Genomic DNA, 12,587 nt, shown 5'->3' with positions numbered 1-12,587 from the left:
ACCACCGACCCGGCGGCAGCACGCTCCGTGACCGCGATCTTTAGGAATCGTGCGGTCGTACGAGCTCGGCGGGTGGCTGGCCCGCGCCGGCCGCGAACTCGGCGTCGAAGGTGGCCGCGCCGAGCACGCCGGCGGCCGCCGCGCTGATCCGATCGACATCCATCCGCTCGGCGGCCGGTAGCGGCGCCCCTGCCGCCGAGCGCAGCGATGCCGCCGCACCCAGTAGCCGCGCGGCTTCGGCTGCCGCGCCAGCCAGCGCCCGCGCTCCCGCCAGCCCTTCCAGGGTGAGCGCCAGTGCCCGCGGATCAGGCGATTCGCTGGCGAGCTCGTATGCGGCCAACTGCCATTGCGCGGCCTGCTCGGGATCACCCCGCTGTTCAGCGACGAAGCCGAGTTCCACGAAGGCAAGCGCGCTGGTGCCGGGTAGCTCGTCGCGTCGATGCCAGTCGACCAGCGCGCGCAGGTGCCGCTCGGCCGTATCGAGGTCACCTTCCCTGCGCGCGCCAAGGGCCAAGCCGGTCCTGGCGAAGTACACCCCGGGTTGGAACCCGCATTCGGTGCCGACCCGCACCGCGCGCTCGTGGTAGTCGCGGGCAGCCGCGTACTCACCGCGTAGCAAGGCAACCCTGCCCAGCCAGCACAGCTGGTACGAGACTTCTGGCCAGAGCCGGAGCCGTTCGGCAAGGCGTAGACCAGCGTCGTGCAGCCGCGCCGCGCGCGGGTAGTCCCCAGCGATCTCGGCAAGCGCGCCGAGGATGAACGAGGCTTGCAGCTGCCCCCAACCATCGGCCAGTTCGGCGAAAAGCCGTTCGCTCGTTGTCGCGCTAGCCTCGGCCTCGGCCAGCCGACCCTGCCCCAACTCCTGATTCGCCTTGTCGCTGCACGCGGCGGCGAGTGTCCACTTGTCGTTCAACCTCCGCGCGAGGTCCAGGGCACGTTCGGTGTGCCGGGCAGCCCCGCGTAGCTCGCCGATCGTGCTGAAGGCATAGCCGGCGAACCAGTCCGCGTGCATCCGCAGCACCGGATCAGCGATCCTTTCGACCGCCGTGAAGGCACCCTCGTCCACCCGCTGGCTGTGCAGCAGATCAAAGCCAGCCAGCCAGACGGTGGCATCGGCCAGCGCGCTGGGCTCCGCGGCGCGCGCCACCACTTCGGCGAGCCACCTGCGGGCCTCGCCGTGCCGGCCACGGAGGAACCAGTACCAGGTCAGGGCGCGCACCAGGCGAGCGGTGACCGCGTGCGCACCGGCGTGGCTGGCGGATTCCAGCGCCGCGCCGAGATTGCCGGACTCCGCGTCCAGCACCCGTAGCCAGTCACGCTGTTCGGGACCGGTCAGCAGGGGAGCCGCACGCTCGGCAACGGCAAGGTAGTACTCCCGGTGCCGGCGCAGCGATGTGTCGAACTCATCGGCCTCGCGTAGCCGGTCCAACGCGTAGGCGGCGACCGATTCGAGCAGCCGGTAACGGGTGCCGCCCCGCTTCGCTTCGGCGATCACCAGCGATCGGTCCACCAGTCGGTCGAGCTGACCAAGGACTTCGCCCGGTCGCAGGTCCTCGTCCGCGCACAACGTTTCGGCCGCGGCAAGATCACTGCCCTCGGTGTGGATGGCCAGCCGGCGCAGTACCGCCCGTTCGGCTTCGGTGAGTAGTTCCCAGCTCCAGTCGATCATCGCGCGCAGCGTGCGCTGCCGGGATGGGGCGCCGCGTGGCCCGGAGGCCAGTACCGCGAACCGGTCCTGCAACCGGTCGAGCAGTTCGTCCACCGTGAGTACTCGAACCTTGCTTGCGGCCAGTTCCAGCGCGAGCGGCAGACCGTCCAGCTTCCGGCAGATCGCGGCGACCGTGGCCGCATTTCCCGCGTCCAGCGCGAAGCCGGGCACCGCGGCCGTCGCCCGTGCGGTGAACAGGCGTACCGCCGAGGATTCCCGAATCACCGCCGGTTCGGCGCCGTCCCGAGCGGGTAGCTCGAGCGGCGGCACCGGCCAGCGGACCTCTCCGGTGATCTGCAGGGTTTCCCTGCTGGTGGCCAGAATGCGTAGCCCGGGCGCGGCGGCAAGGAGTCGCTGGGTGACGGTTGCCACCGAGGACACCAGCTGCTCGCAGTTGTCCAGTACGAGCAACAGCTGCTGATCCCGCAGGGTGTTGGCGACCAGGTCGAGTGGCGAACCGGAATGGCCGTCCTGGCGGATGCCGAGCGCGGTGGCGAGCACATCGGCGAGCCAATCGTCCGCAGTGGACTCCACTGTCCCATGGCGGGGCGTCACCTGGCGCGCCTGCCGGTCGAGTCCGGCCAGTTCGACCAACCGAACGCCGTCGCGCATGCGATCCGCGAGCCGTTCGGCAACGGCGATCGCCAACCGGGTCTTGCCGACCCCGCCGGGGCCGGTGAGGGTGACCAGCCGGGAGCCGGCAAACTCGGTGGCCACCCGTTCGACGGCCGATTCCCTACCGATCAGCTCGGTCAGCGGCGCGGGCAGCTCGGTGCGGCGGCGTACTGGTGTCAGCGCGGGATCCTGACGCAACATCGCCTGGTGCAGTTCGGCCAGCTCCGGTCCCGGTTCGAGACCGAACCGCTCGGCAAGGTGCTCCCGGATGGCGGTGTAGCCATCCAAGGCTTCGCGTTGCCTGCCCGCCCGGTATAGCGCGCGTAGCTGCAGCGCGCGCGCTCGCTCTCGCTCGGGGTGCTGGCTGACCAGCTCGGCGAGTTCGGCGAGCACCGCCTCGGGTTCGCCGAGTGCCAACCGTGCCTCGGCGTGCGCCTCGATCGCGGCCAGCCGTTCCTCGGTAAGCGCGCGAACCGCGGTGATCGCGAACGGTTCCTCGGCGAACTCGGCAAAGGCAGGACCGCGCCACAATGCGAGCGCCTCGGCAAGCCGTGCCGCCCGGTCCGCCGGATCTTCGAGCGTGTTCGCCCGCTGGACCAGCATGCGAAAGTGTCTGCTGTCCAACGCGCCGTCGGATACCCGGAGCAGGTATCCGGACGCCTGGTAGGTCAGGAGTTCGCCGCCATCAGGATCCGCCGCGCGCAGCGCCCTGCGTAGCTGCGAGATCTTGGTCTGCAGGGTGTTCGCCGGGTTGCCAGGCGGATGCGCGCCCCAGAGGCTTTCCACCAAGCGTTCGCTCGAGATCGGCTGACCCGCGTGCGCGAGGAGATTCGCCAACAGCAGCCGCACCTTCGCCTCGGGCACCCGGATTTCCGTCCCGTCAGCTGCCTGCACGAGCAGCGGGCCAAGCACTCCGAAACGCACCTACGCACGGTATCCCGGCACCCCGACAACGGCGCCGTGCGTACACCCGCAGCCATTCGTGCGTGGCCACGCACACCGTGGACAACGAACCCGGAAAGCCACCACGAAGGGAGCGGGACATGTCTGATTCGACGGGCGCGAAGCGGGTGACACTGCTCGGGCTCGGTGCCATGGGCACGGCTTTAGCCGAAGCCCTGCTAGCCAAGGGGTACGGGGTCACCGTGTGGAATCGCACACCGGGCAAGGCGGCGTCACTGGTGGCCAAAGGGGCCAGCCAAGCCGACTCGGCCGGCGCGGCGGTCGCGGCAAGCGAGCTGGTGCTGGTGTGCCTGCTGGACTACCAGTCCGTGCACGATGTGCTCTGCGACGCGCAACCCGAGCTCGCCGGCAGGGCCGTGGTGAACGTAACCAATGGCACGCCGGGACAGGCCAGGGAACTCGCCGCCTGGGCGAGCGAACGCGGCGCGACCTATCTCGATGGCGGGATCATGGCCATCCCACCGATGATCGCCACCGCCGAGGCCTTTTTCTTCTACAGCGGCGCGCAGGCGGTGTTCGACGCGCACCGGGATGCGCTCGATGTACTCGGTGAGAGCCACTACCTGGGCGAGGAGGTCGGCCTCGCCGCACTGTACGACCTCGCGCTGCTCGGCGGTATGTACGGGATGTTCATGGGCATCGCGCATGCCTATGCGCTGGTCGGTGCGGCGGGCGAATCGGCTGGTTCACTCGCGCCGTTCCTGGCGCGCTGGCTCGTCGGCACGGACGCGATGGTCGTCGGCACCGCAGACCGGATCGACCGGCAGGACTACACCACGGACGTGGTGGCCAGCCTGGCCATGCAGTCCGCCGGCTACGTGAACCACTTCGTCGCCGCCGAGGAACAGGGCATCAGCGCCGAACTGCTCGCCCCGCTGGACCCACTGATGAAACGACTCGTCGCGGCCGGGCAAGGCCATGCGGATATGGCCGCCGTTGTCGAGCTGCTGAATACCCGGAAGGAAGGAAATCGCTGATGACCAGCAAAGCTGCCGTGACCGTAATCGGACTCGGCCCGATGGGCCAGGCGACGGTGCGCACCCTGCTCGCCGGCGGCCACCCGGTGACCGTATGGAATCGCACCGCCAGCAGGGCGGACGGAGTCGTTGCCGAAGGGGCGCGCAGGGCCGCGAGCCCGGCCGAGGCGCTTGCCGCGAGTGAGCTGGTGGTGCTCAGCCTCACCGACTTCGCGGCGATGTACGACATTCTCGAGCCGGCCGCCGGTGCGCTTGCCGGTAAGACCGTGGTCAACCTCAGCTCGGACACGCCACAAACGAGCAGGCAGGCAGCCGAGTGGGTCGCCGCCCGCGGGGCGAACCTGCTGGTCGGCGGCATCATGTGCCCCGCGCCGATGGTCGGCACCGAGGCCGCTTACGTCTACTACAGCGGTCCTCGCGCCGAGTTCGAGGCGCACGAGTCGACCCTGCGGCTGATTGGTGCGCCGCGATTCGTCGGTACCGACCCCGGGCTGGCGCAGTTGTACTACCAGGCGCAGCTGACCGTGTTCCTTGGCGGGATCTCCGCCGTGTTGCAGGCCACCGCGCTGGTGGCCTCGGCCGGAGTACCGGCGGAGGATTTCGTGCCCGAGGCGATCACCACGCTGGACGACACCAGCGCGATGCTGGGCAGCCACGATGACCTGCGCGCGGCGCTTTCCCAGCGGCAGTACCCAGGGGAGCTGAGCACGGTCACCATGATGGGGGCCACCGCGGATCACATCGTGGCGGCGAGCACCGAGGCCGGTATCGACACCGCATTGCCCCGTGCCGTGCAATCGCACTACCAGCGAGCCATCTCCGCAGGTCATGGACAGGACGGCTGGGCTAGCCTCTATGAGGTGATCCGGCACATGGCCGCCCGGACATAGCACGGGATTTACTTACCCAGCTATACGGTGCCGGTACTAACGCGCATAGGCTCCGACAGCATGCGCTCCGGTTCGGTGGAAGTATTGGGTAGTGATGGCTAAGACATCTAACGTGATGAACAAGCGGCGGATGCCGATGACCAACATCACCATCACCATCGTCGTGGTGCTGGTGGCGGTCGGGGTGATCGGCGGTGTGCTGCTGTTCGGTGGGAACGGCAACAGCACCAGTGGCTCGGCGGTGCCCGCCGAAGTGCTGCGCAACGAGAAGAGTCACACGCTGTCCGAAGCGGAAGACGACAAGGTGACCGTCGTCGAGTTCCTGGACTTCCAGTGTCCTGCCTGCGCGCAGTACTACCAGCAGGCCATGAAGGGGATCGAGGAGGACTACCAGGGCAAGATCAACCTGGTACCGCGAAACTTCCCGGTGGAAAACATCCATCCGCTCGCGATGCCAGCCGCGCGCGCCGCCGAGGCCGCCGGTATCCAGGGCAAGTACACCGAGATGTATCACCAGATCATGGACAACTACCAGTCCTGGGCCGTTGCCGAGGACGGGCAGAACGTCAATTCCAATGTCGAACAGGGCGAGCAGGCCTTCGAAGGCTTCGCCAAGGAAATCGGCCTGGATATGGCGAAGTACCGCAAGGATCTGGAGAGCGACCAGGTAACGGAACAGATCGAGAAGGACCAGGAGGATGCCCAGGAAGCCGGTGTCGAAGGCACGCCGACGATCTTCATCAACGGCGAGCAGTTCGAACCCGGGCAGGGCGGCGATGTGGCCCAGCAACTGCGCGGCAAGATCGATGAGGCGTTGAACGAATGACCGGGGTCGAGCCGGAGGTGAGCCAGCGGGCCGGATCGGAAACCGATCGCGGCCCGCTTGGCCGGATCATCGGCTGGTTGTATGTGATCGGCGGCGGCATTGGGCTCGCCGCCGCGGCGGCCCTGCTGCTGGAAAAGATCACCAGCTTGGAAGACACCGGCTACGTGCCGAGTTGCGACATCAGCCCGATCCTGTCCTGCGGTTCGGTGATGGTGACGCCGCAGGCCGAGGCCTTCGGCTTTCCGAACCCGATCATCGGCGTCGCCGGGTTCGCGGTCCTGGTGACCGTGGGCATGGTGCTACTCACCGGGTTCCGCCCGCCGCGCTGGTTCTGGCTTGGGCTCCAGCTAGGCACGACGTTCGGCGTGGTCTTCATCCACTGGCTGATCTACCAGAGCCTGTACGAGATCGGCGCGCTGTGCCCGTACTGCATGGTGGTGTGGGCCGTGACGATCCCGATCTTCTGGTACACCACGCTGCACAACCTGGAGCGCGGACACTTCAGCTCCGGCGGTGCGGGCACGGTGGGCAGCGCGCTGGTGCGCTTCCATTCCGTGGCTCTCGTCGTCTGGTTCCTGGTGATCGTGGTGCTGATCCTGCAGCGGTTCTGGACTTACTGGTCCGGCTTGTTCTGATCCAGCTCCGCCCGGTGCTGCTCATCCACCAGGTCAAGGTATTCCGGATGCTTGCGGATGTAGTCCGCGATGAACGGGCACAGTGGAGTCGCTTGCCGGCCAGCCGCGCGCACCATGTCCAGTGCCTGCCTGGCCAGTTTGCCGGCAAGTCCCTTGCCCGCGAAGGCTTGGTCCACTTCGGTATGCGTGAACACCACGCGGTTGTCCCGCAACCGGTACTCCGCGCGGCCGGCCAGTTCCTCCGCCAGGTGAATCTCGAACCTGGACTGCTCGGGGTTGTCCACCACCCGCACCTCGGGCTGGCTGTTCATGCGCCCTCCTCGAACTGTTCCGGCTGGCCGTCGAAGGCGAACCTGCGCACCAGCGGCAACCATTGCTGATAGCTGTCAAGTTCGGACGGTAGTACATTCACATGAGCTTCGCCGCGCAGCAGCTGGACTACCGGGGCGAGCGCGACTCCCGGTTCGTTCGCTAACTCGTCGAGTAGTTCGGGCCAGGTCTGGCCCTGCGGTGCGGACTCGATCGCGCGGAACAGTGTGGGTGCCGCGGCCGCTGGGCCGACGAGGATCGCGAGCAGGGTCAGTGCGGCGCGGTATGGCGGTTTGGTGCCATCGAGGAAATCCGCCAGCTCAGCACTGTCCAATCGGGAGCGAAGTAGCCGGTATAGGTTGATCAGCCGCTTGGTCGATCGTGGCGTACGGATCAGCGGTGCGAGGGTGCCAATGAAGCTCAGTTCCGTTGTGGATATTGACAACCGAGGCGGCCGTAGCTGGATCTCAGCCGCGCGGACGGTGTCGCCGATATCCTGCGGGTACTCCGGCAATGGTGCGAGCTGTTCCGGAACGGCCGCATAGTGGGGCGCCGGATGGTATTCATTCGATAGCGGTTCGCGCTGTTCCAACGGTGGGCGGTCCGGTGCCGGCTCGTCAGTGGGTTCCGCGCCGAGCTCGGTTATCAGCCGGACGAATCCGGACTCGCCCATCGGGGCGAGCACGAAAGGTATCTGGAAGATCTTCTCCAGGTAGTGCACGGCGCCGTCGGAGTCAGCCGCGCCTCGCCGTCTGTCCAACATGGACTCGTAGTGGCGGTGCAGTGCGTTGCGCAGCCAGGCCGCGTCTACTCCGACTACGATCGTGAAGACCGGCAGCGCGAGCAGCAGGTGGATCGCCTCGAGCGTTTTCACCACGACCGAAGGCGCGCATCGGTCCAGATCGTCAACGTAGAGCACGATCCGTTCCAGGCCCGCGGTCCGTGCCGGGTCGTCTCGTTCGGCGGCAAGTAGGCCGGCGAACACCTCAAGATCTCGCCGCAGCAGCGAAATCGTGCTCAACTGTCGCTGGTAATCCCCGGTGCGGCCCCTCGATCGGGCATAGTCGACCAGGTTCTCGGTACGGCTCAGCTCGGTGATCGCCTGCTCGAGACGGTCTTGCTCGGCTTCCAGCTCGGCCAACCTGGTACGCGCCGGGTGCTCGGCCCTTTCGGTGATCCGCTCGGCCGTACTGCGGATGCGACGTACCGCATCGCCTACCGCGTGTATCGCCGGAGCCGTCGAGCCGAGCAGCGTGATTCCCGCGCTGACCGCTGGCCACACCGCCGACTGGGACAGTAGTACGAACAGCACGGTGGTTATCGCGCCGAGCAGCGCAATACTGATGGTGACCCGGCTGCGCAGCAACCGGTAGCCGAAGTTGCGCAGTCTGGCGCGTGGCCCGGTGCTACTGGCGATGAACTCGCGCATCTCGTCGAGGGAGCCCGGTTGCGGGATGCCACGGCCGGTTGACCAGTGCTCCGCACGCAGCGCGGCGGTGAACTCGGCCGTTGCCATAGCTGGGTCGCCCGCGCTCGCGTCACCGGCGGCTGGCTGACCGCGTTCCAGCTGCGCGGTGAGCAACATCCGTTCCACCCGCACTGAGCTCAGCTGCTCGAGCAGGGAGGTTTCCGCCTGGCGTTGCTGGGCCAGCTCATGGGCGTACCGGCGCAACTCGGCGGTGGAGTCAACGGCAGCGAGCTGGTCGAAAAGGTGGGTGGCAAGGCTGGCCCACAGGTCTGTCTCGGCGTAATGCCAAGCGTTGAACGTGATCTGCCGTACTGCCGAGCAGTACGCGGAAACCGCGGGGCCACGCCGGCCAGCCTGCCGTTCCGCCAAGTTCGAGGCGGTGGCGAGCTGATCAACCCGTTCGCGCATCTGGCGCATGAAGAAACTCTTGCCGGATCCCCAGCTGCCGAACAGGCCGATCGACAGTGGCGGGACGATCTGCCTGGAGGCTACGAGATCGGCGAGCATCCGCACGTCAGTGCTGATCCCGAGGTGATCGGGGCCGGCATCGGTGTCCGCGCGGTATCCGGGGCTGTGCCTGCTCGGCTGTGAGTCATCGACGCCCGACGGGTTCGTGTCGTCGAGCATGCCCGCCTGGCTCTGTTCAGCCGCATACAGATCCGCGACGGTTTCTACGTCGTCGAGGTCGCGATCCGCGAGTGCGGACCGCTCGTTCGCGGTCAACCGCTGCCGTATGGCGATTTTTGTGGGATTCAGCGGGGCAAGGGCCGCATCGTCGATCCAGCGTAGATCCAGGTAGTCGGTGATCGCGATGATCCACCGCATGCCAGGGCCGCGCAGCCAGGAATGCAGCAGCGGGATATCGGTTTCCAGCGCGCCCCGGCTGCGACCGTGATAGTCCATCCACAGCACGACTCCAGCGACACCGCTGATCGATTCGTCGATATTCGTGGTGAACGTGGTGTTCGCCAGATTGCGCAGCAGGGCCTCGTAAGCCGTTCGGCGTGCTCCGGAGAAGTCCTGCGTGCCGATCAACACCGCACCCGGTTGGCCGAGCGCGAGGTCCAGCTCGGCGTCCACCTCGCGGGGCAGGTACGGCTGCAGGGTGTTCGAAAGCGACGGCATCCGCAGGATGGTGTTTGGCTCCAACTCGCGGACCAGCGGATGGGGATAGGACTCGAGGCCGTCCTGCGGTGCTTGCACCCCGGTGACCCTACCCAGCGCGGGCAACGTCACGGGGCGGATGATCAGCTCCGTGCGCCGCGTGCCGCCCCCAGTTACGCCGTTCGGCGCCGTTCGCCGTGGTCGAGTAGTTCGCGGAGCTTGCTGGCGAACGCGGCGGGTTCGCCGGGCATGCCGTACTCGTCGCCGAGGAATCCGCCGTGGTGGCTCGGGAAGACTACGTGCGTGACGTTGAGCCGGCTGGCGATCGCACGGGACGCGCGCTCGGTGAGCTGGCCGGCGGACTCCGTACCCGAAGCCAGGTAAATGGTGGTGCGCGCGGCGGCGAGGGCGGGGAAGTCGAGCTCGTAGCACGGCACGGTCAGCAGGGAACCGAGCATCGGGTCGTCCCTGCTGCCGTCGTCCTCGGTGGGCAGGCCGAACCGTGCTGGATCGGCAGCCGGCCTATCCGGCCAGTCAGCGGGCAGCTCGCCGGAATGGCTGGTCAGTTCGAGGAACTTGGCCATCCCCGCGCCCAAGCCGGCACGTTGGTAGGTCTCGTGGATATCGGCGCAGGCGGCCTCGAGTCGCGCGCGGTCGGGGAGCACGGACACCGAGGGAGGTTCGTGCGCGATCAGGGTGCGCACCCGCTCCGGGTGGTTGCCGGTCAACACCAGCCCGTTGAGCGCGCCCCCGCTGCTGCCGAAGAGGTTCACCGCCGGCAGCCCCAGATCGTCGAGTATCCGGCGCAGATCATCGGCGTGTACCTCCGGGCTGACTGGCCCTTCCTCGATACGTTCGCTGCGCCCGGCGTGCCGGGGATCGTAGGTAAGCAGTGGACGGTCGGTGAGGTAGCTCGCCAGGGTGCGGAAGCCGACCGCGTCCATCGGCGAACCGATCAGGAACAGCGCGCGCTCGGCGGCTCCGGAGCTGGACAGGTCGCCCCGGATGTCGTAACGCAGGCGCGCGCCCGGCACTTCCAGGACACGGGTTTCGAAATCGGACATGGCTGTCTCCTTGAAAACTCGCAGTGACCGCAAGATCCCTAAGTAACGCGGTTTTGCGCATCGTCGACACGGCGTGCGCGTAGCCGCCACCCGGTCATCGGGGTGCGCCCCTTCGCATCGCGCGGCCAGGTGCTGGATTCGCTGACCCCGTCCGGGATGATCCCGAAGATCTCGGCCGGCACGAGCTCATCGATCGCCCAGCCGTCGGCGAATAGCTCGCGGAGTCGCCGCTCGCTGAGCCGGCCCGAATCGGGCGTCCGCGCATCCGGCCGGTCGGCGAAGCAGAGCACGGCGATTCGGCCGCCAATCCGGCAGACCCGGCGCAGTACGGCCAGATACGTCGACTGGACGGATTCCGGCAGGCTGTGTAGTAGTCCACTGTCGAGTACGGTGTCGAAAACCTCGCCACCGGTATCGAGTTCAGTGATGTCCGCGGCGCGGAAGTGCGCCGACAGTCCACGTGCGACGGCCTGCTCGCTGGCGGATCGGATAGCGCTCGGCGCGAGATCGACACCCAGCACATGATGTCCACGGGCCGCGACCGCCAGCGCGAGCTCACCCACGCCGCAGCCGGCATCCAGCACGGTCCCGGTGCACCAGCCTGCTTCGACCAGCTCCCGCAATGCCGGCTGGGGTTCACCGAGGTTCCACGGGGCTCGCCGCTGCTGGTACAGCCGTTCGTACTCGCGCGCCGATGGTTGCGGGTGTCGGGACATCCTCGACTCCTCTCCGCTGCCGTGCGTCGACGATCCGATCGCCGTGCGCCGACGAGTACAGCGTAGCCGGGATTCGGGGATTCAGTGGCTAAGGCGCGAAGCGTTCATCGGTCGCATAGGGATAGTCCCGCAGGCCGATTCCCGGATCGATCCGGTCGTAGTGCCAGTACTGGCGGATCTGGCTGATCAGACCGTCCTGGAACTCGTAGTGTTCGGATCCGCGGACGACGAAAGGGGTGCCAGAGCTGACGCCCCGCATCGTCCACTCCGCAGCGGCGACGTCTTCCTGCGCGACGAAGGTGTTCACTTCCCAGCTGGCACCGTCCCAGCGTGCCCAGACCCGAGCGTAGAACTCACCGATCGCCTCGGCGCCCCACACCGGAGCGTGGTTGAGGTCGTAGACGACCGCATCGGGCTGGAACTGGGCTCGCACGGCGGCCGGATCGCCGCGGGTACACGCCGCGAAATACTCCTCGACACGTTGCCTGGTCAACCGCCACCTTCCTTGGCTATTCCGTGTCGGTCAGCGTCCCTGCCAGCGTGGTTGGCGTTTCTCCACGAACGCGGCGACTCCCTCGGCGCGGTCCGCGCTGGTGTACGGGTTCGGGCCGACGTTGAGCCGCAACGCCGAGGCGATCGGCAGCTCGCCACCCTTCGAGATCATCGCCTTGTACCGCTGCACCGTGATCGGGGCGTTCGCGACAATCCGCTCGCACATGGCCAGGGCTTCCTCGGTAAGCGATTCGCTTGGCACCACCCGGTTCAACAGTCCCCAGTGGAGTGCCTGCTCGGCACTGATCAGTTCACCGGTGTAGAGCATTTCGAAGGCGAGTCCCCTCGGGATCAACCGGGGTAGCAGCTGGCAGCCGAAGTTCGCGCCCATTCCGCGTTTTGCCTCGGGTAGTCCGATCCGGGCGTGCTCCGCCGCGATCCGCACGTCCGCGGCCAGCGCCAGCTCGCAGCCGGCTCCCGCGGCAACCCCGTTGATCCCGGCAACCACCGGCTTCGGGCATTCCAGCACGACCTCGAACATATTGCGCTGCACGCCGCCCATCGGCATGGCGGCCAACCGCTCGGCTTGGTTCTCCTCGTTCACCTCGTGTAGGTCGATTCCCGAGGAGAACGCGCGGTCCCCGGCACCGGTCAGCAGGATCGCCCAAACCGATTCGTCCCTGCCGAGCGAGTCGAATGCCTGGACGAGATCCCGCATGGTGGTTGAGTCGATGGCGTTCAGCCGAGCGGGCCGGTCCAGCTGGATCCGCGCGATCCGATCCCGTACCTCGACGGTTAGTCCACTCCCGGTCGTCAACTG

11 protein-coding genes are annotated in these 12,587 nt (G+C 67.4%); 4 read left to right on the top strand and 7 right to left on the bottom strand.

Going from position 1 to position 12,587, the window contains the following annotated elements; all coding sequences use genetic code 11:
• Nucleotides 1-40: 40 nt before the first annotated feature.
• Nucleotides 41-3,247, bottom strand: coding sequence for an AfsR/SARP family transcriptional regulator (locus EV191_RS01915; protein WP_207894368.1), 3,207 nt, complete (start codon nt 3,245-3,247; stop codon nt 41-43).
• 119 nt (nt 3,248-3,366) lie between these two features.
• Here EV191_RS01915 and EV191_RS01910 point away from each other — a divergent pair, with 119 nt between their 5' ends.
• The 4 genes from EV191_RS01910 (at nt 3,367) to EV191_RS01895 (ending at nt 6,614) form a co-directional block, all read left to right on the top strand.
• On the top strand, nt 3,367-4,263 hold the full coding sequence (locus tag EV191_RS01910) for an NAD(P)-dependent oxidoreductase (RefSeq protein WP_132875041.1): 897 nt from the start codon (nt 3,367-3,369) through the stop codon (nt 4,261-4,263).
• A complete protein-coding gene (locus EV191_RS01905) occupies nt 4,263-5,153 on the top strand; it encodes an NAD(P)-dependent oxidoreductase (RefSeq protein WP_243658700.1) in 891 nt (296 codons plus the stop codon). The genes EV191_RS01910 and EV191_RS01905 overlap by 1 nt, the downstream gene beginning before the upstream one ends.
• 94 nt (nt 5,154-5,247) lie before the next feature.
• Nucleotides 5,248-5,979 carry a DsbA family protein gene (locus tag EV191_RS01900; RefSeq protein ID WP_243658699.1) on the top strand — a complete coding sequence of 244 codons (732 nt, stop codon included), beginning with the start codon at nt 5,248-5,250 and terminating at the stop codon, nt 5,977-5,979.
• Complete coding sequence (locus tag EV191_RS01895; protein ID WP_132875039.1) at nt 5,976-6,614, top strand: vitamin K epoxide reductase family protein; 639 nt, start codon at nt 5,976-5,978, stop codon at nt 6,612-6,614. Before EV191_RS01900 ends, EV191_RS01895 begins: the two co-directional genes overlap by 4 nt.
• Here the strand turns inward: EV191_RS01895 and EV191_RS01890 are convergent.
• The 6 genes from EV191_RS01890 to EV191_RS01865 all read right to left on the bottom strand — a co-directional run bounded on the left by EV191_RS01890 (nt 6,593) and on the right by EV191_RS01865 (nt 12,584).
• Entirely contained in the window at nt 6,593-6,925 is a 333-nt protein-coding gene (locus EV191_RS01890) for a GNAT family N-acetyltransferase (protein WP_132875038.1), read from the bottom strand. The two genes, EV191_RS01895 and EV191_RS01890, sit on opposite strands and share 22 nt — an antisense overlap.
• Nucleotides 6,922-9,627 carry a P-loop NTPase fold protein gene (locus tag EV191_RS01885; protein WP_132875037.1) on the bottom strand — a complete coding sequence of 902 codons (2,706 nt, stop codon included), beginning with the start codon at nt 9,625-9,627 and terminating at the stop codon, nt 6,922-6,924. The genes EV191_RS01890 and EV191_RS01885 overlap by 4 nt, the downstream gene beginning before the upstream one ends.
• A gap of 41 nt (nt 9,628-9,668) precedes the next feature.
• Nucleotides 9,669-10,559, bottom strand: a complete 891-nt coding sequence (locus tag EV191_RS01880; RefSeq protein WP_132875036.1) for an alpha/beta fold hydrolase — start codon at nt 10,557-10,559, stop codon at nt 9,669-9,671.
• 38 nt (nt 10,560-10,597) lie between these two features.
• Nucleotides 10,598-11,275 carry a class I SAM-dependent methyltransferase gene (locus EV191_RS01875; RefSeq protein WP_132875035.1) on the bottom strand — a complete coding sequence of 226 codons (678 nt, stop codon included), beginning with the start codon at nt 11,273-11,275 and terminating at the stop codon, nt 10,598-10,600.
• 88 nt (nt 11,276-11,363) lie between these two features.
• A complete protein-coding gene (locus EV191_RS01870; protein ID WP_132875034.1) occupies nt 11,364-11,768 on the bottom strand; it encodes a nuclear transport factor 2 family protein in 405 nt (134 codons plus the stop codon).
• 30 nt (nt 11,769-11,798) lie between these two features.
• Entirely contained in the window at nt 11,799-12,584 is a 786-nt protein-coding gene (locus tag EV191_RS01865) for an enoyl-CoA hydratase/isomerase family protein (RefSeq protein ID WP_132875033.1), read from the bottom strand.
• Nucleotides 12,585-12,587: the final 3 nt, after the last annotated feature.

This window comes from Tamaricihabitans halophyticus, assembly GCF_004340875.1.
Taxonomy (GTDB): Bacteria; Actinomycetota; Actinomycetes; order Mycobacteriales; family Pseudonocardiaceae; genus Tamaricihabitans; species Tamaricihabitans halophyticus.
This window is presented reverse-complemented; position numbering and strand designations above follow the sequence as displayed.